Raw genomic sequence first — 25,274 nt, 5'->3', positions numbered from 1 at the left:
ATCATTTCCACGGTCCTGGAGCACCCCCTTTGAAACGCCCTCTCCTGTTCGTCGCCCTGCTCCTCCTGGTGGCGGGATGCTCGGCCGCCCCCGACTCCGAGCCCGGTGCGTCCCACTGGCGGCCCCGCCCCGGCACCGCCTGGCAGTGGCAGCTGACCGGCCGGGTCGACACCTCCGTCGACGTGCCGGTCTACGACATCGACGGCTTCGACCAGTCCGCGGCCGTGGTGTCCGCCCTGCACCGCAAGGACCGCAAGGTCATCTGCTACCTCTCCACCGGCGCGTGGGAGGACTGGCGGCCCGACGCGAAGAGGTTCCCCGAGGCGGTGATCGGCCGCGGCAACGGCTGGGAGGGCGAGCGCTGGCTCGACATCCGCCGCACGGACGTGCTGGAGCCCTTGATGGCCGCCCGCTTCGACATGTGCCGGAAGAAGGGCTTCGACGCGATCGAGCCCGACAACATGGACGGCTACAAGAACCGCACGGGCTTCGGGCTGAAGGCGGCGGATCAGCTCCGCTACAACCGGCTGATCTCGAAACTGGCCCACGACCGTGGCATGTCGGTCGGCCTGAAGAACGACCTCGACCAGATCCCGGACCTGGTCGACGACTTCGACTTCGCCGTCAACGAACAGTGCGCGCAGTACGGCGAGTGCGGGGACATGAAGCCGTTCATCGCGTCGGACAAGGCGGTCTTCCACGTCGAGTACGAACTCCCGACGACCCGCTTCTGCGCGGACTCCCGCCGTCTGAAGCTCAGCTCGATGCTGAAGAAGTACGAGCTGGGGGCGTGGCGCAAACCCTGCTAGAGGCCTGCTGGAGGGCTGTCAGAGGCTCATCGACAGGATCACCAGCGCCGTCGTCGCCGCCGTCTCCGCCAGCCCCCCGAACACGTCCCCGGTCACCCCGCCGAAACGGCGCGTGCAGTGACGCAGGAGGAGCTCGGCCACCCCCAGCGCGGCGGCGACCGCCACAACCGTACGGACGAGGTCGTACGGTCCGAAGAGCGCCCCCGCTCCGGCCGCCCCCAGCGTCACCGCGGCGGCCACCGGCACCGCGGCCCGGAGCGGGACGACCCCCGCCACCGCCGCCCCGAGCCCCTCCGGACGCGCCGCCGGCACCCCGGCACGCGCCGCCAGGGTCAGCGCCAGGCGCGCGGTCGTCGCCGAGACCACCGCCGCCACCGCACCCCGGACCCACGAGTCGCCGTACGACTGCGACAGCGCGGCCACCTGGGCGAACAGTACGAAGACGAGGGTGATCACACCGAACGGGCCGATGTCCGACTGCTTCATGATCCGCAGCGCGTCCTCGGCGGGCTTGCCGCTGCCCAGACCGTCCGCCGTGTCCGCGAGGCCGTCGAGGTGCAGGCCCCGGGTGAGGACCGCGGGTACGGCCACCGTGGCGACCGCGGCGAGCAGCGCCGAGGCGCCCAGGAACAGGAGCACGAGACCCACCGCGGCCGACAGAGCGCCCAGCACCACCCCGACCAGCGGAGCGCACAGCATGCCGCCGCGTGCCGCCTCCCGGTCCCAGCGGGTCACCTTCACGGGGAGCACGCTGAGCGTGCCGAAGGCGAAGCGGAGACCGTCGAGCGGAAGAGGGGGCATGGACACGTCCGCAGGGTAGCCCGGACGCCGGATCCGCCGGGCGGCCCACCCCCGGCCCCGGGAGACTGGGGGCCATGGGCCACTGGCTGCACCGCAACATCGTCGAACCCGGCAAGCTGCCGCTCCTGCTCGCCCTGACCGCGTTCGTGCTCACCTTCCTGATCACCCGGGTCATCACCCGCCTCATCCGCGCAGGCAAGGGGCCCTTCGGCAACGTCAGCAGCGGCGGAGTACACATCCACCACGTGGTGCCCGGTGTCGTGCTCACTGTCGTCGGCGGCTTCGGCGCGGTCGCCAGCGGACGGCACGGCTTCGGGGCCGCGGTGTGCGCGGTCGTGTTCGGGATGGGCGCGGGCCTGGTACTGGACGAGTTCGCGCTGATCCTGCACCTCGACGACGTCTACTGGAGCGAGGAGGGCCGCAAGAGCGTCGAGGTCGTCGTCCTCACCGCGGCCCTGGTCGGCCTGGTGCTCGCGGGCTTCTCGCCGTTCGGCGTCAACGACGTGACGCAGGCGGAGGCGCAGGACCGCGGCGGCGTCATCACCAGCGTGGTGGTCAACTTCCTCTTCGCGATGCTCGTCCTGCTCAAGGGCAAGACCCGGATGGCGATCTTCAGCGTGATCGTCCCGCTGGTCGGACTCATCGGCCTGGTCCGGCTGGCCCGCCCCGGCTCGCCCTGGGCCCGCCGCTTCTACGGCCGCCGGCCGCGCGCCCGTGCCCGGGCCACCCTGCGCGCCTACCACCGAGACAGGCGCTGGTCCGGCCCCCGCAGAAGATTCCAGGACCTGATCGGCGGCAAACCGAACCCGGTGCCGGCCCCGCCTCTGGAACACCGCTGACTGTCCCCGCCCTGGTCGCCGTCGGCGCGCTCGGGAGAGGCTGTCGGTCTCCGATGGTGCCGGGGCCCGTCCCGGCCGCTGTCGTTGCCGTCGACGGAGTACGAGGCGCGGGCGCCGGGTCTTGATCGGTGACGGCTGCTGTGATCAGGCCCCTCTCCGGGGCGGGGCGCCACTCACGCGGTGCCGGTGTCCGGCCGCCGTCCTCAGCGCCGTCGGCCGGGTCCGGGCCGTAGGCGTCGGTCCCTGACCGGCGACGGACCGGACCCGGCGCCCTTACGGTCCCCCGACCTGCCCTCGGACCCGTCCTCGGACCCGTCCCTGAAGCCGCCGTTGGACTCGTCCTGCGAACCGCTTCCGGACCTGTCCCTGGAACCGGCCCCGGACGCGCCCCCGCACCCGTCTCTGGAACCGGCCCCGGGCCTGTCCTCGGAACCGTCGCGGAAGCCGCCGCTGGACTCGTCCCGGGAACCGCCCCTGGACCCGTCCCTGGAACCGGCCCCGGGCCTGTCCTCGGACTCGTCCCGGGAATCGTCCTCGGACCTGTCCCCGGACCCGGCCCGGAAGCCGCCGCTGGACTCGTCCCCGGACCCGTCCCCGGACCCGTCCCCAGACCGCCTCCGGCGTCCCGCCGAGATCCCGCACAGTACGAACATCGCCGCGATCGCCGCCAGGTGTTCCTTGCCGGCGAGGTTTCCCTTGACCAGGACCTCGACCACCATGGCGCCGACCACGACACCCGTGGTGACCCGGGCGCCGTAGCGCCGGCCCAGGAAGACGGCGAGGCCCACCACGGCCGCCGACGGGCCGGTGTCGACGACGTGCGCGTCCGAGGCGTGCAGGCCGAACGGGCTGTCGGGGCCCAGCCAGATGCCCACGCGCGCGTACAGCGTTCCGGCGAGCGTGGCCGCGTAGGCCAGCGTGAGCGTCCGCCACCGGCCCAGACAGATCTCGGCGATCCCGAACACGAACAGGATCTGCGCCAGCGCACCCCACACCGGCAGGTCCAGGGCGGGCACGAACAGGGAGAGGGGAGTGCGGAGCAGGGCCAGCCACAGCGGGTCCGCGGCGCGCACGGCACCCACGTCCTGGACGAAGCCGTAGCCCCACGACTGGTTGTGCACGACGTGCAGGCCCGCCGTCAGACACACCGCGGCCAGAGCCAGGGGGACCGCCCGCCACCTCCGCCGGAGCAGGGCCTCGCGCACGGTGACGTACAGCGACCCCCACTCCGCGCGTGCCCAGCGGGCGAGCCTCTTCATCCCATGGTCCTCATCTGTGCGTACTCAGGTGCTCCCGACGCCGTAGCCACCGCGGCAGCCCCGGCACCTCCAGGAACCCCTCCGCGCGGGCCGAGGCGAGGCCGATGCGGGGCAGGTCCGCGCTCTTCTCGAAGAGCAGGAAGCGCGGCTCCCAGATGGGCCGGTACTTGGCGTTGGCCCGGTACAGCGACTCGATCTGCCACCAGCGGGAGAAGAAGCTGAGCAGCGACCGCCACAGCCGCAGCACCGGTCCGGCGCCAAGACGTGCGCCACGTTCGAAGACCGAACGGAACATGGCGAAGTTGAGTGAGACCTGGGTGATCTCAATCTCCCGGGCCCGGTTCAGGAGCTCGATGACCATGAACTCCATGAGCCCGTTGTCCGAGTCCCGGTCCCGGCGCATCAGGTCGAGGGACAGCCCGTGCGGCCCCCACGGCACGAAGGAGAGCACCGCCTTCAGCTCACCCTCCGCGTCGCTGCACTCCAGCGCCACGCACCGCCCGTCCTCCGGGTCCCCGAGCCGCCCCAGCGCCATGCTGAACCCGCGTTCGGTGGCCCCGTCCCGCCAGTCGTCGGCCCGTCGTACGAGAGCCTCCATCTCGTCGGCGGGGATGTCCTCGTGGCGCCGGATCCGTACCGTGTACCCGGCCCGCCTGACCCGGTTGTAGGCCTGTCGGACGGTCCGCATCGCCCGTCCCTCCAGGGTGAACTCGGCGACCTCGACGATCGCCTCGTCGCCCAGCTCCAGGGCGTCCAGGCCGTGCCGCGCGTACACCGTCCCGGCGTCCTCGCCCGCGCCCATCACCGCCGGCAGCCACCCGTGCGCCCGCGCCTCGGCCAGCCACGGTTCGATCGCGCCCGGCCAGGCCTCCGGGTCGCCGATCGGATCGCCGGAGGCCAGCGAGACCCCGCCGACGACCCGGTAGGTGACGGCCGCCTTGCCCGTCGGCGACCACACCACGCTCTTCTCCCTGCGCAGCGCGAAGTACCCGAGCGAGTCCCGCTCGCCGTGCCTCTCCAGCAGCCCCCGCAGGCGCCGCTCGTCGTCCTCGGTGAGCGGGTCGACGGCACGCCGGGAGCGGAAGGCGGCGTAGAAGACGGCCAGCACGAGGACCGTGCTGAGCACGTTGATGACGACGTTGACCCAGTTCGGCGTGAGGATCCCGTCGAAGCGGGAGTCGTCGGCGGCGACGGAGACCAGCCGCAGCGTGCCGTACCACCAGCGTTCGGTGAAGCTCGACGACCTGGACGCCTGGTTGGTGACGGTCACCAGCAGCGCGGCGAGCAGCGAGGACACCAGCAGTCCGCCGACGGCGACCGCGGCGGCGAGCCGCGGGTTGGACCGGTCACCCTTGGCGTAGAACTCCCGCCGCCCCACCAGCAGCGCGACGACGAACGCGGCGGTGAGGCCCAGCGAGATCCAGTTCTGCGCGTACCGCCGGATCTCCGGGAACGCCATCGCGAGCACGAACAGCGCGAGGAACGCCCCGGACAGCACCAGGTTCAGGATCCACGCCGCACGCTTGCGCCGCCGCATGGTGATGGCGAGGAAGGCCGTGAAGACCCCGGAGGCGAAGCCCGCCGTCAGCAGATACGGCGTGAAGTAGTCCTCCTGGTTGTGCCGCCGCACGTCCTGTCCCAGCGAAACCCACACCGCGCTGAGGAAGTTGACGAACGCGACGACCCGCAGGTACCAGACGGCGAACCCGGCCGCCCGCCGAGAGGCCGTGGTGGAGGGCCGTCGGACACCGGGAGGCCGTGACGGTTCGGCCGGCGGTTCGGCGGGCTGGTCCTGGTTCGCGGCATTTCGGGCGTCTCCCATAATGGGCGATCATGCCCGGTGTGCCCGCTCTGGCGTAGCCGCGGCACTCGCCTGCCGCGCTTTTCCGCCGCGAGGGCGCCCGGCCGGGACGCCTGCCCCCTACTCGTCCTTCTTCTCCTCCACGGCCTCTACGGCCTCTACGGCCTCTACGGCCTCTACGGCCTCTACGGCATCCACGTCGTCCCCGGCTTCCAGCCCGGCTTCCAGGGATTCCGCCGCATCGTCCGTCTCCGGCTGGTCCTCGGCGGGCGAGGGCTTCTCGGGCAGCTCGGCGGCCAGCGCCGCGGCGGCCTGCACCAGGGGCAGCGCCAACAGCGCGCCCGCGCCCTCGCCGACCGTCACGCCGTGGTCGAGCAGCGGCTCCAGGGCCATCCGGTCCAGTGCCTTCGACTGTCCCGGTTCCCCGCTGTTCTGCCCGGCCAGCCACCAGTCCGGTGCCCGGAACGCGATCCGCTGCGCCACCAGCGCACAGGCGGCCACGACCACCCCGTCCAGCACCACGGGCAGTTTCCGCACCGCGCTCTGGAGCAGGAAGCCCGTGATGGCGGCGAGGTCGGCCCCGCCCACCGTCGCCAGCAGCTGCAGCTGCTCCCCGAGCACCGGCCGCGCCCGCCGCAGCGCGTCCCGGATCGCCGCGCACTTGCGCATCCAGGCCAGGTCGTCGATCCCGGTCCCGCCCCGCCCGGTCACGACGGACGCGTCGGTCCCGCACAGCGCGGCGACCAGTACCCCGGCCGCCGTGGTGCCGCCCACGCTCACATCGCCGAGCACCACGAGATCGGTCCCGGAGTCGGCCTCCTCGTCGGCCACCGCGACCCCGGCCCGGAAGGCGGCCTCCGCCTCCTCGGGGGTCAGCGCGTCCTCGACGTCGATACGGCCGCTCCCGCGCCGCACCCGATGCCGTACGACATCCTCGGGCAGCTCGGCCGGATCGCAGTCCAGCGCCATGTCGACGACCCGCACCGGCACGCCCAGCCGGCGCGCGAGGACCGACACCGGGCGGCCGCCCTCCAGGACCTCCCGTACCAGCTCCGAGGCGCTGCCCGCGGGCCGCCCGGAGACGCCCTGGCCGGCGATCCCGTGGTCACCGGCGAACAGGACGACCCGCGGCCGTTCGATCGGCCGTACCGGAACGGCCGACTGTGCCGCGGCCAGCCACTCACCCAGTTCGTCGAGGCGGCCCAGCGCCCCGGGCGGCACGATCTGACGCTCCCGGCGCGCCTCGGCGTCGCGACGCACCCCGCCGTCGGGGCGCTCGATCAGATCGGAGAAGTCGTCGAGATTAAGCGAGCTCATTCGCCGAACAGTACCGGCCCTGATCGAACACGGGGGCGCCACGTGGACATGGCGTCGTTGCACCCGGGATCGTGATCCCATACGTTCCGTTTTGTAGGGAATTGCCGTACGTCTCCGGGAGGCCTCATGCCGGCATCAACCGCCCCTTCCGTACGGCGTCTTCGCTCCACCGCCCGCGCGATGCTGCCGTTCCCCGAACCGGAGAGCTGGCTGGACGTGGGGACGGGGGACGCGGACTTCCCCGAGGCGGCGAGAACGTTCTTCCCCTACACGGCCTTCGACGGCCTGGACCCCGCACCCCGCGTGGTGCACGCCCAGGTCGTCGAGCGCCTCGAGGAGGCCCACCTGGGCGGGCTGACGGACGCGCACATCACCACCCGGCTCCGGGCCCGTTATGACGTGGTCAGCCTGCTGGACCAGAGCCCGGGGCCCGATGAACTGCGAGCCGCCCTCTTCGTCCTGCGCCCCGGCGGTCACCTCCTCGTGGAGTCCCCGGACGACCCCCGCGCCGAACTGGAGTCCCAGGGCTGCACGATCGTCACCACCGCCCGCAGATCCGCGCACGTCCCGGACCGCGTGACGACCCGTCTGGCCCGGATCCTGCCCCCGTGGGCGACCGGACCGCTGATCCCGGCCGCGAGGGTGCTGGACCACACCCTGGCCCTCCTCCTCGCCGGCACCCGTTACGCGAGGACGTACCGGGTGATCGCCCGCAAGAACGCGGACGCCGCGACAAGGGAGGCCCGCAGCCCGGACGCAGGACCCGCCGAGGCGCACAGCGCGGACGCCTCAGCCCCGTAGCACCAGCGCCTGTCCCGCCACCACCAGCACCACCTGCTCGCACTCGCCCGCGAACGCCGCGTTCAGCCGCCCCAGCTCGTCCCGGTACCGGCGCCCGGACGCGGTGGCCGGCACGATCCCCGAGCCCACTTCGTTCGACACGGCGACCACGGTCCGTTGGGTGCCCCGCACGGCCTCCGTCAACTCCCGTACCCGCGCTCGCAGTTCCCGCTCCCCGCCGTCGGCCCACTCGGCGTCGTCCCACGCCCCCACGGCGTCCATGGCGTCCGTCAGCCACAGCGACAGACAGTCGATCAGCAGCGCCGCCCCGTCGTCCTTCAGCAGCGGCACCAGGTCGCAGGTCTCGGTCGTACGCCACGACCCCGGCCGCCGCTCCCGGTGGGCGGAGACCCGGGACGCCCACTCGGTGTCCCCGTTCCGGGACCCGCCGGTCGCGACATACAGCACATCGGGAAAGGCCTCGAGCCGCCGCTCGGCCTCCACCGACTTCCCGGACCGCGCCCCGCCCAGCACCAGCGTCCGCCGCGGCACATCCGGTACGTCCTCGTAGACCCCGACCGCCAGCGTCGTCCCGTCGGGCACGGCCCGCGCCCCGGCGGCGGCCAGCCTCCGCCGCGCCTCGGCACCGGGAGGCACGTCGTGATCGAGGTGGACGGCGACGACGTCGGTCGTGGGCCCGACCGCCCCCACGGCCCGCAGCCGGGCCAGCGCGTCCGGCCGCCGTACGACGTCGGCGAGCACCGTGTCGTACGCCTCGACGGCCCTCTCCTGCAGCCCGGCGGGCGCACCCCCGGGCGGCAGATACAGCACCCGCTGCCCGTCGGGCCCGGTGACGGCGTACCCGGTCCCCGGCGCGTCCATGGCGACGGCCCGCACCCGGTGCCCCGTCAGCAACGCCAACTCCCGTCCGTCCGGCACCCGCCCCGGCTGCGGAAGTCCGGCGGGCACCTCGACGGCGGGCCCGTCGTGGGGGTGCGACAGCAGCACCTGCCGTACTCCCGCGAGTGAATGCCCCGCGCGGGCTGCGGCGAAGACGGCACCGGGGGTCAGATCGAGCAGCAGGGCTCCGTCGACGAGCACGGAGGTGGCGGCCCGCGCGTCGTCACCGAGAGCGCCGGCGCAGGCGGCGCAGGGGCAGAAGGGCCGGGGGAGACCGGCGGGGGCACCGGTCCCGAGCAGAGTCAGTTCCACGGAACCGATTCTCGCCGGTCCCTGTTGATCTTGCGCGCCCAGTGGTGCCCCTCACGAACTGTGGCGATCTTGTTCCGCCCACCCCAGCGGAACGCATAGGCTCGACCACGGAACGTGCCCATACGAGGGAGGCCTGCATGGCGACATGGATCTGGCGATTCGAGAAGGCCGACGGCGCGGAGACCCAGCCCGCGGTGGAGCCCGAGGAGTTCACCACCCAGGGAGACGCGGAGTCCTGGCTCGGTGAGTACTGGAAGGACCTGCTCGCGGGCGGCGCCGAACAGGTGCGGCTGTTCGAGGACGCCACGGAGATCTACGGCCCGATGAGCCTGCGCGCGGCCGAGGAGGCGTGACACGGACGGGCGAGGGCTGCCGCACGCCCTCGCCCGCCTCCGCCGCCTCCGCTCGCCCGGCGTCACGTCCACGGTCCTGGCGCCGCCGTCGCGCGTGAAGGCCACGGCTGTTCGATCCCGGTGACGCCGCCGACCGCCCCGCCGGTGACCCGAAGCGCTGCCCTTGCCGTTCCCGGCGATGTGACCGGCGACCGTCACACCGGACGACCACCCGAGCGGCGATCCCACGGTGAGGCCGATCCGCCTGACCCGGCCTCGACCTCGGTGAAGTCCCCGAAGGCCGCCCTCGGCTCGGTCGGCAACCCGTCCAGCCGGCCATCGTGGGCGAACCTCCGGGCCCGCGCGGTTCGCCCGAACCGGTTCAGCCCCGCACGCCGCACAGGTGCAGCAACGCGGCGACCCCCCGATACGGATCCGTCCGCCCCGCCCGCTCCTCGCAGGCCAGCAGTGTCTCCACCTCGGCCGGCACCTCCGCGTCGTCCGTGGCGGTGTCCGTGAACACCCGCACGCCGTACCAGGCCTGGAGCGGCGCCCCGATGCCCGCGAGCGTCGCCGTCAGCGTGCTCAGCCGGTCGGCGCGTACGTCGAGACCCAGCCGGTTCCGGTACGCCACCGAGTCGAAGGCGCCCCACGTGCCGGCCCAGTCCCCGGCCAGTCCCGGCCGCATCGCCAGCGCGTCCGCGTTCCGCACGAGCAGCGACAGCAGGCCGCCCGGCGCCAGCATCCGCGCCAGCCCCGCCAGCAGCGGATCCGGCTCCTCGACGTACATGAGCACACCGTGGCAGAGCACGACGTCGAAGCTGCCCGGCAGGAAGTGCACACCGGTGTCCCGGCCGTCGCCCTCGATGATCCGCATCCGGTCCTGGATGCCCTCGGGCTCGGCGGACAGGCACTGCCGGGCCGCGGCGACCATCGTGGCGTCCTTCTCGAGCCCGGTCACCTGATGCCCGGCCCGGGCCAGCCGCAGCGCCTGCGTGCCCTGGCCCATCCCGACGTCGAGCACCCGCAGCCGCTGTCCGACCGGGTACCGCCCGACTATCTGCTCGTCGAGCTGCCGGGCCATCAGCTCCTGTCGTACGACATTCCGCAGCCCGCCCAGCTTGTCCAGCCAGGCATCCGCCGCGCCCCCGGAGAAAGACGTCGTACTCAGGGCCGCTCTCCGCGCTTGACCTGAGGCTTCGGCAGCCGGAGGCGACGCATCTGGAGGGAGCGCATGAGGGCGTAGGCGACTGCGCCCTTCCGGTTCTGGTCCGGGAAGCGCTCGGCGAGCCGCTTCTTCAGACGGAAACCGTTGAGGATGGCGTCGAGCACGATGAGCACGATCACGACGAGCCACAGCAGCAGCGCGATGCTCTGCAGCGAGCCCACCTGCACCAGGCTCAGCACGAGGATGACCACGGCCATGGGGAGGAAGAACTCCGCCACGTTGAACCGGGAGTCGATGAAGTCGCGGGCGTACTTGCGCACCGGGCCCTTGTCCCGCGCGGGCAGGTACCGCTCGTCGCCGCCGGCCAGCGCCTGGCGCTGCCTCTCCAGCGCGGCACGCCGGTCGTCACGCTGGCGCTTGGAGGCCTCCTTGCGCGTCGACGGCGTGTTGGCGACGCTGCGGCGCTGGGACTGGGCCTCACTCCGCTTGGGCGTGGGCCTGCCCTTGGGGGCCTGCGGGTCACGGATCTGCTTGGAGTCGGTCAGCTGCGCCTTGTCGGCGACGGCGGCCTTCTCTTCCTTGGTGGCACGGCTACGGAACACAAAACCCAAGGGTAAGGGGTGTCCGGGGTTGGACCCCAGTCCGGTGGGGAACGATCCGGCAACGCCAGTCGTCATCCAGGGGGACGGAGGGGACGCCCGGTGACCGGAACGCAGAGCCGTGCGGGCCCGTGCGGATCCGTGCGGACCCTGAAGGTCACCTACTCCTCACGCCGGAGCAGGGGGTCGGTCAGTCGTCCTTGGGGATGACCGCATCCGTCCCGGAACAGTGCGTCAATGGATGCAGGGCCCGTACTGTGGGTTCTGTCGCAGAGCTGGTGCTGGAAGTCCGTCAGAAGGGGGCGCGCGAAGCCCATGAGCGGTGTCATGAAGCGTATGGGGATGATCTTCCGCGCGAAGGCGAACAAGGCCCTTGACCGGGCCGAGGATCCGCGCGAGACCCTCGACTACTCGTACCAGAAGCAGCTGGAGCTGCTTCAGAAGGTGCGCCGGGGCGTGGCCGACGTGGCCACCTCCCGCAAGCGTCTGGAGCTCCAGCTCAACCAGCTGCAGTCGCAGTCCTCGAAGCTGGAGGACCAGGGCCGCAAGGCCCTCGCGCTCGGCCGGGAGGACCTCGCCCGCGAGGCACTGTCCCGTCGTGCCGCGCTCCAGCAGCAGGTGACGGACCTCGAGACGCAGCACTCCACGCTCCAGGGCGAGGAGGAGAAGCTCACTCTTGCGGCCCAGCGCCTCCAGGCCAAGGTGGACGCCTTCCGTACGAAGAAGGAGACCATCAAGGCCACGTACACGGCGGCCCAGGCGCAGACCCGGATCGGCGAGGCCTTCTCGGGCATCTCCGAGGAGATGGGCGACGTGGGCCTGGCCATCCAGCGGGCCGAGGACAAGACGGCCCAGCTGCAGGCCCGGGCCGGCGCGATCGACGAACTGCTGGCCTCCGGTGTCCTGGACGACCAGTCCGGCATGCACAAGGACGACATCCAGGCCGAGCTGGACCGGCTCTCCGGTGGTACGGATGTAGAGCTGGAACTCCAGCGCATGAAGGCGGAGCTGGCGGGAGGTTCCTCCTCGTCGCAGCAGGCGATCGAGGGCGGCACCGGACAGGCGCAGTCCCAGCAGCAGCCGCAGGACACCCCCCGCTTCGACAAGCAGTAGGGGCCACGCCGAGGAGGGCGACATGATCGTACGGATCATGGGGGAGGGTCAGGTGAGGCTGGCCGACAGCCACCTCGCCGACCTGAACAAGCTGGACGACGACCTGTTGGCCGAGATGGAGAACGGCGACGGTCCGGGCTTCCGCCGCACCCTGAAAGCCCTCCTCGCCAAGGTCCGCGAACTGGGCGAGCCCCTCCCGGACGACTCCCTGGAGCCCTCGGAGCTGATCCTCCCCTCCGAGGACGCGACCCTGGAAGAGGTCCGGGACCTCCTGAGCGACGACGGCCTGATCCCGGGGTGACCGCAGCCGCCCCGGGCCACGGCCACCACCGGTTCCGGGGTGGACAGGCGCCCTCCACCGTTCAGACGTGAGCAGCACACTCGACCGCGTCCACAAGCAGCTCAAGGCCCACCCCTTGGCACTGGACGCGATACTCGCGGCGGGCGTCCTCGCCTGCATGGTGGCCGGCTCCTTCGTCGCGCCCCATCAGAACGACGCCGTCAGCTGGAGCATCCGCACCCCGGCCCCGCTCAGCCTCGTCCTCATGGCCCTCGGCGCCGCCGCCCTGGTCTTCCGCCGCCGCGCCCCCCTCACGGTCCTCGCCCTCACCGGCACCGTCTCCCTGGTCGAGTCCGTCACCGGTGACCCCCGCGCTCCCGTCGCCATGTCCGCGGTCATCGCCCTGTTCACCGTCGCCTCCCGCACCGACCGCCCCACCACCTGGCGGGTCGGCCTGCTCACCATGACCGTGCTCACCGGCGCCGCGATGCTCGCGGGCCCGCTGCCCTGGTACGCCCAGGAGAACCTCGGCATCTTCGCCTGGACCGGCATCGGCGCCACCGCGGGCGACGCCGTCCGCAGCCGCCGTGCCTTCGTCCAGGCCATCAGGGAGCGCGCCGAGAAGGCCGAACGCACCCGCGAGGAAGAGGCACGGCGAAGGGTCGCCGAGGAACGCCTGCGCATCGCCCGCGACCTGCACGACGTCGTCGCCCACCACATCGCCCTGGTCAACGTCCAGGCCGGAGTCGCCGCCCATGTGATGGACAAGCGCCCCGACCAGGCCAAGGAAGCCCTCGCCCACGTACGCGAGGCCAGCCGCTCCGCCCTCAACGAACTGCGCGCCACCGTCGGCCTGTTGAGACAGTCCGGTGACCCCGAGGCGCCCACCGAACCCGCCCCCGGGCTCGCCCGCCTCGACGAACTCGTCGGCACCTTCCGCAACGCGGGGCTGCGTGTCGAGGTCGCCCGCACCGACCACGGCACCGCGCTCCCCGCCGCCGTCGACCTGGCCGCCTACCGGGTCATCCAGGAAGCCCTCACCAACGTCCAGAAGCACGCCGGTACGGAGGCGAAGGCCGAGGTCAGCGTCGTACGCGTCGGCCCGAACGTGGAGATCACGGTCCTCGACAACGGCCCCGGCGAGGAGGACCACCCCGAGGACGGCGGCGGCCACGGCCTCCTCGGCATGCGCGAGCGGGTGACCGCCCTGCGCGGCACCCTCACCACCGGCCCCCGCTACGGGGGCGGTTTCCGCGTCCACGCGATCCTGCCGGTCAAGACCCGAACCGCAGCCAGGCACCAACCGGGAGAACCCGTATGACGATCCGCGTCCTGCTCGCCGACGACCAGGCGCTGCTGCGCAGTGCCTTCCGGGTGCTCGTCGACTCGGAGCCGGACATGGAGGTGGTCGGCGAGGCGTCCGACGGCGCCGAGGCCGTACGGCTGGCCGGGCAGGAGCGCGCCGACGTCGTCCTCATGGACATCCGGATGCCCGGCACGGACGGTCTCGCGGCCACCCGCATGATCAGTGCCGACCCGTCCCTCGCGCATGTCCGGGTGGTCATCCTGACGACCTTCGAGGTCGACGACTACGTCGTGCAGTCCCTGCGCGCCGGCGCCTCCGGCTTCCTCGGCAAGGGCAGTGAACCCGAGGAACTCCTGGCCGCCATCCGTGTCGCGGCCGGCGGGGAGGCCCTGCTGTCGCCGGCCGCGACCAAGGGCCTGATCGCCCGCTTCCTCGCCCAGCGCGACGTGGACGACGAGCACGACCCCGTCCGCTCCGAACGCCTCGCCGCCCTCACCCACCGAGAGCGCGAGGTCCTCGTCCAGGTCGCCGGCGGCCATCCCAACGACGAGATCGCCGAGCGCCTGGAGGTCAGCCCGCTCACCGTGAAGACCCACGTCAACCGGACTATGGCCAAGCTCGGCGCCCGGGACCGGGCCCAGCTCGTGGTGATCGCGTACGAATCAGGGCTGGTACGTCCGAGGGCGGAGTGAGCCCAGGGCCGCACCGACCGACCCGAGGGGCCGAAAAAAAGAATTCTCGTGACGATGTCGAGAACCCGTGACCCGCTCCGTCCCCGTGGTGAAGGCGACCACAACGGGTCGCACCGGTACCAAGGAGAGACACCATGGCCAAGTACCTGCTGCTGAAGCACTACCGTGGCGCCCCGGCCCCGGCCAACGACGTGCCCATGGAGAAGTGGACGCCGGAGGAGATCTCGGCGCACGTGCAGTACATGCGTGACTTCGCGACCCGGCTGGAGGGTACCGGGGAGTACGTCGACGGGCAGGCGCTCGCCCCCGAGGGGGAGTGGGTCCGGTACGACGGTGAGGGGCGCCCTCCGGTCACCGACGGGCCGTTCGCCGAGACCAAGGACCTCATCGCCGGCTGGATGATCATCGACGTCGACAGCCACGAGCGGGCCGTGGAACTGGCCGGGGAACTGTCGGCCGCCCCCGGAGCGGGCGGGAAGCCGATCCACGAGTGGCTGGAGCTGCGTCCGTTCCTCGCCGCGGAGCCCAACGTCGCGGACTGCCACGCCGGTGGATGAGGCCCTTCTCAGGAGCCTCACACCGAGTGTCCTCACCGTCCTCGTCCGCCGTGGAGCCGACTTCGCGGCGGCCGAGGACGCCGTGCAGGACGCGCTCGTCGAGGCGGTCCGCGTCTGGCCCGCCGACCCGCCGCGGGACGCCAAGGGCTGGCTGGTCACCGTGGCCTGGCGGAAGTTCCTCGACGCGACCCGGTCGGACTCCGCCCGCCGCCGCCGTGAGGACCGTATCGACGAGGAACCGGCACCCGGGCCCGCCCCCGACGTGGACGACACGCTCCAGCTCTACTTCCTGTGCGCCCACCCGTCGCTGACCCCGTCCTCCGCCGTCGCCCTCACCCTGCGCGCCGTCGGTGGGCTCACCACCCGCCAGATCGCCCAGGCCTACCTGGTGCCCGAGGCCACCATGGCGCAGCGGATCAGCCGGGCCAAGCGCACCGTCTCCGAGGTGCGCTTCGACCGGCCCGGTGACGTGGCCACCGTGCTGCGCGTCCTCTACCTGGTCTTCAACGAGGGGTACTCCGGCGACGTCGACCTCGCCGCCGAGGCCATCCGCCTCACCCGGCAGCTCGCCGTCGCCATCGACCATCCCGAGGTCGCGGGACTGCTCGCCCTCATGCTGCTCCACCACGCCCGGCGCGCCTCCCGCACCGCCGCCGACGGCAGCCTGGTGGCGCTCGCCGAGCAGGACCGCACCCGGTGGGACACCTCGGCGATCGCCGAGGGCGTCGCGATCCTCCAGGGGGCCCTGGCCCGCGACCGGCTGGGCGAGTTCCAGGCCCAGGCCGCCGTCGCCGCCCTCCACGCCGACGCGCCCACCGCCGAGGAGACCGACTGGGTGCAGATCGTCGAGTGGTACGACGAGCTCGCCCGACTGACCGACAACCCCGTCGTCCGCCTCAACCGCGCGGTCGCCGTCGGCGAGGCCGACGGACCCCGGGCGGGCCTCGCCGCCCTCGCCGCGCTGGACGACACCCTGCCCCGCCACACGGCGGTCGCCGCCTACCTCCACGAACGCGACGGCGACCTGACGACGGCGGCACGGCTGTACGCCGAGGCGGCCCACAAGGCGCCGAACCTGGCCGAACGCGACTATCTGACCCGCCGGGCCGCCCGGCTCAACACCCGCGGCAGCCACTGAGGGCACCCTCCGCTCCCGTTACATATGCTGTGCCCTCGAACGACCGTACGCGGAAGGGGATTCGGGCGTGCCGCTGCACAAGGACGACCCGAGATCGGTCGGCGGATACAAACTGGTCGACCGGCTCGGCGCCGGCGGCATGGGCATCGTCTACCGCGGCCGGGCGCGATCCGGGCGCGAGGTCGCCGTGAAGGTCGTGCACGCCCAGCACGCCGCGGACAGGGTCTTCCGCGCCCGTTTCCGCCAGGAGATCGAGGCCGTCCGCAAGGTGAGCGGCGCCTTCACCGCCCCGGTCGTGGACGCCGACCCCGAGGCGGCACGGCCCTGGATGGCCACCCAGTACGTACCCGGCCGCTCCCTCGCCGACCGGATACGCGAGCGGGGCGCGCTGAGGGACGGCGAACTGCGGCAGCTGGCCCTCGGGTTGGTGGAGGCGCTGCGGGACATCCACCGGGCCGGGGTCGTGCACCGGGACCTCAAGCCCGCCAACGTGATGCTGGCCGAGGACGGTCCCCGGGTCATCGACTTCGGCATCTCCCGCGCCGCCGAGGGCCACAACACCCTCACCGAGACCGGGCAGATGATCGGCACCCCGCCCTTCATGTCCCCGGAACAGTTCACCGACGCCCGCACGGTCGGCCCCGCCTCCGACGTCTTCTCGCTCGGCGCCCTGCTGGTGTTCTCCGCCACCGGGCGCGGGCCGTTCGACGCCGACAGCCCCTATCTGACCGCCTTCCGGGTCGTCCACGAGTCACCCGTCCTCGACGGCGTGGCAGAGCCACTGCGCGCGATCCTGGAACGCTGTCTGACCAAGGAGCCCGCCGGGCGGCCCGAACTCGACGAACTCGCCAAGGAGTTCGTGGCCGTCCTGCCCGAAGCCGACTCCGGTGAACCGGACACCACGGCGCCGGGCGGGGATGTCCTGCGGGCCGCGGGGGAGACGGAAGCCGGGGCCGATCCCCAGGCGCCCACCCGGAGCACACAGCGGCGACGACCGGGCCGGCCCGTGCGGGTGCGTGACGGGCGCCGTCGTCTCCGTCGCCCGCTGCTGGTCGCCGCGGCCACCGCCGGCGCGCTGGCCCTGGGTCTGCTGGGGTACATCCGCTTCGGACCGGGGTTCGAGCCCAGCCCTCAGGCGCCGGCCCCCGCCCCGTCCGCGAGCTCCCGCTGGGCGGCCGTGCCCTCCGGCTGGCAGCCCTGGCAGACGACGGTGTACAAGTCGGCGCCGCGCGGCGAGGTCGGACCGCTGGACAACGAGAGCTCAGAGTCGCCCGACGTCGCCTGCGCGAGGTACGAGGGGGCGGTCTATTGCGGGGGCAGCAGCGTCCTCCCGGTGCGTCTGGACGGCCGTACCGGGGACACCGTCTGGCGCGCCTCCTTCGCGTCCGCCGGCTTGACGCTGAACGACTTCACGATCCTCGGCGTGCGGGACGACGCGGTGCTCGTCCGGCACTCGACCTACGCGGACGGCGCCACGAGCGGCTCGGTCAGCGTCGTCGCCCTCGACACCAGGAGCGGGAAGCAGCTCTGGGCCCGCACCGTGAACGACACAAGCGTCGACCTGGCCCTGTCCGGTGACCTCGTCCTGACCACCGACACCAGCGGCACGGAGGTGACCGCCCGCGCCCCGCGCACCGGCGCCGACCGCTGGACCATACGGCTGCCCACCGGCGCGTACTGCCAGTTCCCGACGGTCGGCTCCGTCCTGTACGCACACTGCTTCCCGTCGGACGAGTCCGGGCCCGCCACGCTCCTGGAACTGAACCGGACCGACGGATCGGTGGTCCGGCGTCTGGAGACCCCGTACAAGACCGGCATGCTCGGCGAGGTCGACGGCCGTCTGGCCCTCGTCGTCGGGAACGGCACCGGCCCGGCGCGCCCCGAGGACCTGTTGTTCGGCGAGATCTGGCTGGCCGACCCCAAGACCGGCGCCGGCACCACGACGAAGCTGACGAGGACCTACAAGGGCTCGGTGACGCTGGCCGCGGGCACCCTGTGGATCACCCAGGCCAACGGCCAGGTGACCGCCGTGTCCCCGCTGACCGGCAGAGAGCTGTGGCAGACCCGCACCAGCGTCGAGGGCTCGGGCAGACCGACGTACGACGCCCGCACCCGCACCCTGTACCTGGCCAGCCCGAGCGGCCGGGTCGCGGCCCTCGACGCGCGCGCGGGCACGCTGTTGTGGGAGACGGGCACGCACGCCGAGCGCCTGGCGAACAGCTACACGATCAAGTCCGAGGTGCTGCCGTACGAAGGCGCGCTGATCGTGAGCACCCCGGACGGCACCGCTTTCGGCCTCGACCCCGCTCACCCCGGGACGTCGGGGTGAGCGCGGGCCGCGGCGGCCGGGCTACGGCAGGGCCAGCATCCGCTCCAGCGCCAGCTTCGCGAACGCCTCCGTCTCCTTGTCGACCTCGATCCGGTTGACGAGCTTGCCCTCGGCCAGCGACTCCAGGGTCCAGACCAGGTGGGGCAGGTCGATGCGGTTCATGGTCGAGCAGAAGCAGACGGTCTTGTCGAGGAAGACGATCTCCTTGCCCTCCGGCGCGAAACGGTTCGCGAGCCGTCGTACGAGATTCAGTTCCGTGCCGATGGCCCACTTCGAGCCGGCCGGGGCCGCCTCCAGGGCCTTGATGATGTACTCGGTCGAGCCGACGTAGTCCGCGGCGGCGACGACCTCGTGCGTGCACTCGGGGTGCACGAGGACGTTCACCCCGGGGATCCGGGCGCGTACGTCCTCCACGGACTCCAGCGAGAAACGGCCGTGCACCGAGCAGTGCCCGCGCCACAGGATCACCTTCGCGTCCCGCAGCTGCTCGGCGGTCAGACCGCCGTTGGGCCGGTGCGGGTTGTAGACGACACAGTCCTCCAGGGACAGGCCCAGGTCCCGCACCGCGGTGTTGCGGCCGAGGTGCTGGTCGGGCAGGAAGAGGACCTTCTCACCCTGCTCGAAGGCCCAGTTCAGGGCGCGCTCGGCGTTCGACGAGGTGCAGATGAGCCCCCCGTGCTTGCCCGTGAACGCCTTGATGTCCGCCGAGGAGTTCATGTACGACACCGGCACGACCTGCTCGGCTATGCCGGCCTCGGTGAGGACGTCCCAGCACTCGGCGACCTGCTCGGCCGTCGCCATGTCGGCCATGGAGCAGCCGGCGGCGAGGTCCGGGAGGACGACCTTCTGGTCGTCGCCGGTCAGGATGTCCGCGGACTCGGCCATGAAGTGCACACCGCAGAACACGATGTACTCGGCCTCGGGGCGCGCGGCCGCGTCCCTGGCCAGCTTGAAGGAGTCGCCCGTGACGTCGGCGAACTGGATGACCTCGTCACGCTGGTAGTGGTGGCCGAGGACGAACACCTTGTCGCCGAGCTTCTCCTTGGCCGCGCGGGCGCGCTCGACCAGGTCGGGGTCGGACGGCGAGGGCAGGTCGCCGGGACATTCGACGCCCCGCTCGCTCCTCGGGTCGGCCTCACGGCCGAGCAGCAACAGGGCGAGCGGAGTCGGCTGTACGTCGAGCTCCGTGGTCTGGGCGGTGGTCACGACACGCACCCTTTCTACTTTTCGTCGAACTGACGTTATCTATCATAACCCGGTTCACGTCACTTTGACGATCGTCATAACGTCGATGTGACGTGAATCCCCATCGGGAGTCGATCGCCAGCCGTTCGCGAGCCGTTCGGGAGCTGATCGGAAGCCGATCGGACATTTTCCGACCGCCAACGCATGTGCGAGCATGAAGAGGGCGCCGGAAAAACCGGCGTCCGGCCCGGAATGAATCCGCGGCCTTGCCGGTTGCACCAGTCGGCAAGCAGTCTCCGTACAACCCGGGAGAGATGTAGATGTCCGTATCGGACGAGACCGGCACCGTCACCGACGGCATCATCCTGTCCGACGCCGCCGCGGCGAAGGTCAAGGCCCTGCTCGACCAGGAAGGCCGTGACGACCTGGCCCTGCGCGTCGCCGTTCAGCCCGGCGGCTGCTCCGGCCTGCGTTACCAGCTCTTCTTCGACGAGCGTTCGCTCGACGGCGACGTCGTCAAGGACTTCGACGGCGTCAAGGTCGTCACCGACCGCATGAGCGCCCCGTACCTGGGCGGCGCGTCCGTCGACTTCGTGGACACCATCGAGAAGCAGGGCTTCACGATCGACAACCCGAACGCGACCGGCTCCTGCGCCTGCGGCGACTCGTTCAGCTAAGCCGGCACAGACCGGCAAAGAAGGCGGCGGCCCCCTCTCACAGGGGGCCGCCGCCTTCGTGCGTCTTCCATGACTACCGGGCCCCGGAGGTCTCCGGCAGCCGTGCGCCTGCCTTCTGCAGCGGGATCGCCTTGCCGTCCGAGCCCACGACCTCACGGTCGCCCAGCGGCTCGTCCAGGATCACGGTCTTCTGGATCTCCTTGGCGATCATGATGCAGACCTTGCCCTGCCACGGCGTCTCGGTCACGGTGACCGTCACCTTGCCCGAGCTCTCGCTCGCCGACGCCGCGTAGTCCCCGCACACCCCGCCCGTGAAGTTCACGGTCAGCTGGTCGCCGTCGGCCGTGTAGCCGTCCACCTTGACGTCCCGCGTCTTCGGTGCGGAGGTCGGCTCGCCGGAGGGCGCCGTGGGAGTGGCGGGCGCGGACGGCGTCACGGTGGCCGGGGAGGCGATGTACGTCGGGTCGACCGCCGGATACGTCACCGTGAACGCGTCCTGCGCGCCCGCTGCCCGCACCTCGAACAGCCAGGAGGGCACGAGCGCCTGCCGGCCGTCCACGAGCTGCGAGGCCAGTCCGAACACCGCCTTCTCGACGGTGAGCGAGCTGCCCGCGGCGGGGCTCGCCGTCGACTCCCCGCAGGGCGCCTCCAGCCGGTCCTTCAGCGGTACGGGACTGGCGCAGCCGCCGATGCCCATGCGGGGGTCGGCGGAGGGCACCTTGTTCAGCAGGCCGAGCGTCTTCTCCGCACTCAGCACGGGATACGTGTCGCTCTTCGCGGGCGCCGCCAACTGACCGGTGCCGCCGACCACTTCACCCTGCGCGTTCACGGTGACGCCGGTCGACCAGCCGTACGTGGGCAGGCCGCCCACCACCGGATCGGCGTTCACGACCCGCTGGGCACCCATGACCTGGCTCGCGTCGAGCTTCGCGTCGGCCTGACCCACCGCCTTCAGCACCGGCGCGGCGGCCTTCTCCGCGGCCGCCTCGCTCACCGGATCGCCGGCGGCGGTGTCGGGCTGCGCCCCGCACACGGTGGTGCTCTTGCAGTTGTCGATGACGGGGGAGTAGCGCTGGAAGGTCCACGCGCCCGGCGCCTGCCGGTTCACCGTGAGAACCGGCCCCGAACCGTCCGTGACCCCGACCCGCCAGACCTGCCCCCGCACCGCCGGCGTCCCGTCGACCCCGAGCGCCTCGGCGAGCCGGGACACGTCGTCCTTGCCGATCTGCCCCCCGGCCCGGTAGACGGGCGCCGAAGCGGGTCCCTTCGGGAGGCTGCCGTCGACGCGGTACGTCACGCCGTACGGGTTCGGCTCCCCGGGCGCGATGCCGTTGCCGGTCCCGCCGCCCGCGCTGTAGCCGTCGAGTGCGAGAGGCGGGGGAGTGTCGTCGCCGGACGCACCGGACGTGGTGTCCTTGCCGGAACCTCCGGAGGTGTCGGCGGCGAGATACGCCCCACCGCCTCCGACCAGCAGTACGGCAGCGGCGACAGCGGCGACGGCGAGGGGTGACCGCCGTCGGGCGGACCGGAGATCGTCGGCCCCCTCGTCCCGGCGGACCTCGGAGTCGGGGACCAGGAGCTCGTCGGAGTCGGCGGCGGCAGCGGCGGCCGTGGTCCCGGAGGCGCCGGAGGGCGGGGAGTCGTCCGTGTCGGCGTCGGCGATTCCCTCGTCGTCCGTCGCCGAGTCCCCGGAACCACCGGAGGCTTCCGCGGCACCGTCCCCATCCTGGTCGGCCTCGGCAGGGCTCTCCGTCTCCGCGGCGCCGACTTCCTCCGCGGGAGGAGTCTCGGCGCGGCCGGGCTCCTCGTCGCCGGGGCCCTCCGCGCTCGTCCCTTCCGCACCGGAAACCTCGGCGCCCCGCTCTTCCTCGGCGCCCGCGCCAAGAGCTTCCGCAGCGCTCCCGTCCCCGCCGCCGGAGGCCTCGGCGGAGGCGCCGGTGTCGTCGTTGTCGGGTCGCTCGGTGTTCACCGCATCGCTCCTTCTGCTGCGCAACTGTCCCTCGACCCTGACCCGACCCTGTCAAAAAGGGCGGCAAAAGGGTCGTATCCCGCATCCCCTTTCCGGGGGACGCCGATGGGACGCAGCGGGGGAGCGCGCGGTTCCCTTCTACGCGCCGATCTACGCGCCGACTCGCGCGTCGTGCTTCAGTCGCCGTACTCCGACATGGACTCCAGCAGCCGGGCGGAGCCCTCGGGAACCGTCACGCCGTGAATGAGTGACGGAGAAACCGGAAGAGAAACGACTCGGTCGGGAACCGCCCAGTGGGGAGCCATCCGGGCACAGTCGCCACGCAGCGAGGCGAGGTCCCCGTCCAGGTCGGCCGGGGCGGAGGCGTACAGCTCGAGGTTCGTCATAGCGGCACCGTATGCACGCCGGAGCCCGCGAAGAAAGATCTACTATCGGGTAGTTTTTCCCGCTTGACCGGCCGTCGACCGCCTCGCAGTCCCCTATACGGACCCGGTAGCGTTAAACGTCAATTCACCCTCCCTCAGGAGAGTCCACGCCGTGCGCATCGCAGTCACCGGCTCCATCGCCACCGACCACCTCATGACCTTCCCCGGCCGTTTCGCCGACCAGTTCGTCGCGGACCAGCTGCACACGGTCTCGCTCTCCTTCCTGGTCGACAACCTCGACGTACGCAGGGGCGGCGTCGGGGCGAACATCGCCTTCGGTATGGGACAGCTCGGCACGAACCCGATCCTCGTCGGAGCCGCGGGCTTCGACTTCGACGAGTACCGCGCCTGGCTCGACCGGCACGGCGTCGACACCGCGTCCGTCCGGATCTCCGAGACGCTGCACACCGCCCGCTTCGTGTGCACCACCGACGCCGACCACAACCAGATCGGCTCCTTCTACACGGGCGCGATGAGCGAGGCCCGCCAGATCGAGCTCAAGACCGTCGCCGACCGGGTGGAGGGCCTCGACCTCGTCCTCATCGGCGCCGACGACCCCGAGGCGATGCTCCGGCACACCGAGGAGTGCCGTTCGCGCGGCATCCCGTTCGCCGCGGACTTCTCCCAGCAGATCGCCCGTATGAACGGCGACGAGATCCGGATCCTGCTGGACGGCGCCACGTACCTCTTCTCGAACGAGTACGAGAAGGGACTCATCGAGTCCAAGACCGGCTGGTCCGACGCGGAGATCCTGGCGAAGGTCGGGCACCGGGTCACCACGCTGGGCGCGCAGGGCGTGCGGATCGAGAAGACCGGCGAGGAGCCGATCGTCGTCGGCTGCGCGGAGGAGGAGCGCAAGGCGGACCCCACGGGCGTCGGCGACGCGTTCCGCGCGGGGTTCCTGTCGGGACTCTCCTGGGGCGTCTCGCTGGAGCGCGCGGCGCAGGTCGGGTGCATGCTCGCGACCCTCGTCATCGAGACGGTGGGGACGCAGGAGTACCGGCTGCGGCGGGAGAACTTCATGGAGCGGTTCACCAAGGCGTACGGGGATTCGGCGGCCGAGGAGGTTCAGGGGCACCTGGGCTGAGTTTGCCGTCTGCGGGCGCGTGGGGGCTGGTCGCGCAGTTCCCCGCGCCCCCAAAAAAAGGAGCGTTCAGCTGGTCCGGCGTACTACATACGCCGTTCCTCCGTCGGCCTGCTCCTCTCCTACGTACTCCTGCTCCCGCATCTCGCACCACGCCGGGATGTCCAGGCGGGCCGCCTCGTCGTCCGAGAGGACGCGGACGGTCCCGCCCACCGGCACGTCTCCGATGACCTTCGCCAGTTCGATGACCGGGATCGGGCAGCGCTTGCCCAGGGCGTCCACGACCAGTGAGCCCTCGTGCGTGGCGGTCGAGGGTGTCGGCGCGCCCAGCTTGGCCCGCACCCTCGCCACCGCCCCCGGCAGCACCTCCAGGAAACGGTCGACATCCTCGGAAGTCGCTCCCGTCGGCAGCGAAACCCGCACATTTCCCTCACTCAGCACCCCCATCGCCTTCAGCACATGGCTCGGCGTCAGCGTGCTGCTGGTGCAGGACGATCCGGAGGAAACGGAGAATCCCTCCCGGTCCAGCTCGTGCAGCAGTGTCTCCCCGTCGACATAGAGACAGGAGAAGGTGACGATCCCGGGCAGCCGGTGTTCCGGATCCCCGACCACGTCCACATCGGCGACCAGCTGCGGCACCCGTGCCCGGATCCGTGCCGTCAGCTCCCGCAGCCGTACGGCCTCTTGCGCCGCCTCGGCCCGCACCGCCCGCAGGGAGGCCGCCGCCGCGACGATCGCGGGCAGGTTCTCGAACCCGGGCGCACGCCCCGACTCCCGCTCGTCCAAGGGCCCTTGCGCCGAGAACCGGACGCCCTTCCGCACGGCGAGCAGACCGACCCCCGACGGCCCACCCCACTTGTGCGCACTGGCCGCCAACAGGGACCACGCGCCCTCGACCGGCCCCCACCCGAGCGACTGCGCCGCGTCCACCAGCAACGGCACCCCGGCCTCCCGGCACACGGCGGCCACCTCGGCCACCGGCTGCACGGTTCCCACTTCGTGGTTGGCCGACTGGAGACACGCCAGCGCGGTGTCAGGGCGCAGAGCGTCGACGTACGCCTGCGGACTCACGGCTCCCGTACGGCCCACCGGAACCTCGGTCACCTCGAACGGCTCCGCCGAATGGAGCACCGAGGAGTGTTCGACAGCTGACACGATCAGGTGACGTCCGATGCGACGACGACCGGCGAGTGCCCCCGCGACACCGGTGTGAACGGCGCGAGTGCCAGAAGAGGTGAACGTCAGCTCGTCAGGTCGGCATCCCACGGCGTCGGCAGCGGCTTCCCGAGCAGCATCCAGCAGCAACCGGGCCCGCCGCCCTTCCCGATAGAGCCGGGACGGATCGGCCCACCCTTCATCCAGAGAGGCCAACAGCGCCTGACGGGCAATGGGGTGAAGGGGAGCACCGGAAGCGGCGTCGAAATATGACACACGGCAAAGCTAACCTCCCCAGGGGCGCGGGGCTGTGTCGATTGGCGGCTCCGCCGCGGGGCGCGACCAGCCACAACGCACCCGCACCCGCCAATCCAGCGAACCCCCCACCCAGTAGGCACCCCTCCTCGCGACCCCCCGGAGGGCGTCGGCTAGGGTTTGGTCCGCATA

General features: G+C 71.9%; 23 protein-coding genes and 1 pseudogene. 13 read left to right on the top strand and 11 right to left on the bottom strand.

What is annotated here, in order from left to right:
• Positions 1-29 precede the first annotated feature (29 nt).
• Complete coding sequence (locus tag ACFYRX_RS31930) at positions 30-809, top strand: endo alpha-1,4 polygalactosaminidase (RefSeq protein WP_389107169.1); 780 nt, start codon at positions 30-32, stop codon at positions 807-809.
• Between the two features lie 18 nt (positions 810-827).
• Here ACFYRX_RS31930 and ACFYRX_RS31925 read toward each other — a convergent pair whose 3' ends face one another.
• Positions 828-1,610, bottom strand: a complete 783-nt coding sequence (locus ACFYRX_RS31925) for an adenosylcobinamide-GDP ribazoletransferase (protein WP_389107527.1) — start codon at positions 1,608-1,610, stop codon at positions 828-830.
• A gap of 74 nt (positions 1,611-1,684) precedes the next feature.
• On the opposite strand from ACFYRX_RS31925, the gene ACFYRX_RS31920 reads away from it, so the two are divergent.
• The gene (locus ACFYRX_RS31920) at positions 1,685-2,449 is read left to right on the top strand and encodes a hypothetical protein (RefSeq protein ID WP_389107167.1); all 765 of its coding nucleotides are present in this window, start codon (positions 1,685-1,687) and stop codon (positions 2,447-2,449) included.
• Between the two features lie 605 nt (positions 2,450-3,054).
• On the opposite strand, the pseudogene ACFYRX_RS31915 reads toward ACFYRX_RS31920, so the two are convergent.
• The 3 genes and pseudogenes from ACFYRX_RS31915 to cobT all read right to left on the bottom strand — a co-directional run.
• Positions 3,055-3,708 (bottom strand): annotated as a pseudogene (locus ACFYRX_RS31915) (hypothetical protein); the annotation flags it as partial.
• Between the two features lie 10 nt (positions 3,709-3,718).
• Entirely contained in the window at positions 3,719-5,530 is a 1,812-nt protein-coding gene (locus tag ACFYRX_RS31910; protein WP_389107164.1) for a phosphatidylglycerol lysyltransferase domain-containing protein, read from the bottom strand.
• A 99-nt stretch (positions 5,531-5,629) separates the two neighbouring features.
• On the bottom strand, positions 5,630-6,826 hold the full coding sequence (gene cobT / locus ACFYRX_RS31905; RefSeq protein WP_389107161.1) for a nicotinate-nucleotide--dimethylbenzimidazole phosphoribosyltransferase: 1,197 nt from the start codon (positions 6,824-6,826) through the stop codon (positions 5,630-5,632).
• Positions 6,827-6,952: 126 nt separating this feature from the next.
• On the opposite strand from cobT, the gene ACFYRX_RS31900 reads away from it, so the two are divergent.
• Positions 6,953-7,627, top strand: a complete 675-nt coding sequence (locus ACFYRX_RS31900; RefSeq protein ID WP_389107158.1) for a methyltransferase domain-containing protein — start codon at positions 6,953-6,955, stop codon at positions 7,625-7,627.
• Here the strand turns inward: ACFYRX_RS31900 and ACFYRX_RS31895 are convergent.
• A complete protein-coding gene (locus ACFYRX_RS31895) occupies positions 7,616-8,818 on the bottom strand; it encodes a bifunctional adenosylcobinamide kinase/adenosylcobinamide-phosphate guanylyltransferase (RefSeq protein WP_389107155.1) in 1,203 nt (400 codons plus the stop codon). The genes ACFYRX_RS31900 and ACFYRX_RS31895 overlap by 12 nt on opposite strands.
• A gap of 137 nt (positions 8,819-8,955) precedes the next feature.
• Between ACFYRX_RS31895 and ACFYRX_RS31890 the strand changes: the two genes are divergently transcribed.
• Complete coding sequence (locus ACFYRX_RS31890) at positions 8,956-9,171, top strand: hypothetical protein (RefSeq protein WP_062037728.1); 216 nt, start codon at positions 8,956-8,958, stop codon at positions 9,169-9,171.
• A gap of 361 nt (positions 9,172-9,532) precedes the next feature.
• On the opposite strand, the gene ACFYRX_RS31885 is transcribed toward ACFYRX_RS31890, so the two are convergent.
• On the bottom strand, positions 9,533-10,234 hold the full coding sequence (locus ACFYRX_RS31885) for a methyltransferase domain-containing protein (RefSeq protein ID WP_389107152.1): 702 nt from the start codon (positions 10,232-10,234) through the stop codon (positions 9,533-9,535).
• Positions 10,235-10,317: 83 nt separating this feature from the next.
• Positions 10,318-10,995 (bottom strand): DUF3043 domain-containing protein, encoded by a 678-nt coding sequence (locus tag ACFYRX_RS31880; RefSeq protein ID WP_389107149.1) that lies wholly within the window; start codon positions 10,993-10,995, stop codon positions 10,318-10,320.
• A gap of 249 nt (positions 10,996-11,244) precedes the next feature.
• On the opposite strand from ACFYRX_RS31880, the gene ACFYRX_RS31875 reads away from it, so the two are divergent.
• The 7 genes from ACFYRX_RS31875 (at position 11,245) to ACFYRX_RS31845 (ending at position 18,332) form a co-directional block, all read left to right on the top strand.
• On the top strand, positions 11,245-12,030 hold the full coding sequence (locus tag ACFYRX_RS31875) for a PspA/IM30 family protein (protein WP_389107146.1): 786 nt from the start codon (positions 11,245-11,247) through the stop codon (positions 12,028-12,030).
• 22 nt (positions 12,031-12,052) lie between these two features.
• Entirely contained in the window at positions 12,053-12,331 is a 279-nt protein-coding gene (locus ACFYRX_RS31870; protein WP_389107144.1) for a hypothetical protein, read from the top strand.
• A gap of 67 nt (positions 12,332-12,398) precedes the next feature.
• Entirely contained in the window at positions 12,399-13,631 is a 1,233-nt protein-coding gene (locus tag ACFYRX_RS31865; RefSeq protein WP_389107141.1) for a sensor histidine kinase, read from the top strand.
• Complete coding sequence (locus ACFYRX_RS31860) at positions 13,628-14,308, top strand: response regulator (protein WP_389107138.1); 681 nt, start codon at positions 13,628-13,630, stop codon at positions 14,306-14,308. The genes ACFYRX_RS31865 and ACFYRX_RS31860 overlap by 4 nt, the downstream gene beginning before the upstream one ends.
• 134 nt (positions 14,309-14,442) lie before the next feature.
• Positions 14,443-14,865: a YciI family protein gene (locus tag ACFYRX_RS31855; protein ID WP_389107135.1), complete on the top strand. Its 423-nt coding sequence runs from the start codon at positions 14,443-14,445 to the stop codon at positions 14,863-14,865.
• A complete protein-coding gene (locus ACFYRX_RS31850) occupies positions 14,858-16,003 on the top strand; it encodes an RNA polymerase sigma factor (protein ID WP_389107132.1) in 1,146 nt (381 codons plus the stop codon). Before ACFYRX_RS31855 ends, ACFYRX_RS31850 begins: the two co-directional genes overlap by 8 nt.
• Before the next feature lie 67 nt (positions 16,004-16,070).
• Positions 16,071-18,332: a protein kinase gene (locus ACFYRX_RS31845; protein WP_389107130.1), complete on the top strand. Its 2,262-nt coding sequence runs from the start codon at positions 16,071-16,073 to the stop codon at positions 18,330-18,332.
• A 21-nt stretch (positions 18,333-18,353) separates the two neighbouring features.
• Here the strand turns inward: ACFYRX_RS31845 and nadA are convergent, their stop codons facing one another.
• Positions 18,354-19,538, bottom strand: coding sequence for a quinolinate synthase NadA (gene nadA, locus ACFYRX_RS31840; RefSeq protein ID WP_389107128.1), 1,185 nt, complete (start codon positions 19,536-19,538; stop codon positions 18,354-18,356).
• Between the two features lie 299 nt (positions 19,539-19,837).
• Between nadA and ACFYRX_RS31835 the strand changes: the two genes are divergently transcribed.
• On the top strand, positions 19,838-20,194 hold the full coding sequence (locus tag ACFYRX_RS31835) for an iron-sulfur cluster assembly accessory protein (protein ID WP_389107126.1): 357 nt from the start codon (positions 19,838-19,840) through the stop codon (positions 20,192-20,194).
• A gap of 73 nt (positions 20,195-20,267) precedes the next feature.
• Here the strand turns inward: ACFYRX_RS31835 and ACFYRX_RS31830 are convergent, their stop codons facing one another.
• Together ACFYRX_RS31830 and ACFYRX_RS31825 are read right to left on the bottom strand one after the other, a co-directional pair.
• Complete coding sequence (locus ACFYRX_RS31830) at positions 20,268-22,163, bottom strand: hypothetical protein (protein ID WP_389107124.1); 1,896 nt, start codon at positions 22,161-22,163, stop codon at positions 20,268-20,270.
• Positions 22,164-22,339: 176 nt separating this feature from the next.
• Positions 22,340-22,549 carry a hypothetical protein gene (locus ACFYRX_RS31825; protein WP_389107121.1) on the bottom strand — a complete coding sequence of 70 codons (210 nt, stop codon included), beginning with the start codon at positions 22,547-22,549 and terminating at the stop codon, positions 22,340-22,342.
• A 151-nt stretch (positions 22,550-22,700) separates the two neighbouring features.
• Between ACFYRX_RS31825 and ACFYRX_RS31820 the strand changes: the two genes are divergently transcribed.
• Positions 22,701-23,675: a carbohydrate kinase family protein gene (locus tag ACFYRX_RS31820; RefSeq protein ID WP_389107118.1), complete on the top strand. Its 975-nt coding sequence runs from the start codon at positions 22,701-22,703 to the stop codon at positions 23,673-23,675.
• Positions 23,676-23,741: 66 nt separating this feature from the next.
• On the opposite strand, the gene ACFYRX_RS31815 is transcribed toward ACFYRX_RS31820, so the two are convergent.
• Positions 23,742-25,103, bottom strand: coding sequence for a cysteine desulfurase/sulfurtransferase TusA family protein (locus ACFYRX_RS31815; RefSeq protein WP_389107115.1), 1,362 nt, complete (start codon positions 25,101-25,103; stop codon positions 23,742-23,744).
• Positions 25,104-25,274: the final 171 nt, after the last annotated feature.

Origin of the sequence: Streptomyces sp. NPDC005374 (genome assembly GCF_042872225.1) — a bacterium.
Taxonomy (GTDB): Bacteria; Actinomycetota; Actinomycetes; order Streptomycetales; family Streptomycetaceae; genus Streptomyces.
The sequence above is the reverse complement of the archived record's forward strand: the minus strand, read 5'-3'. Positions and strand labels throughout refer to the sequence as shown.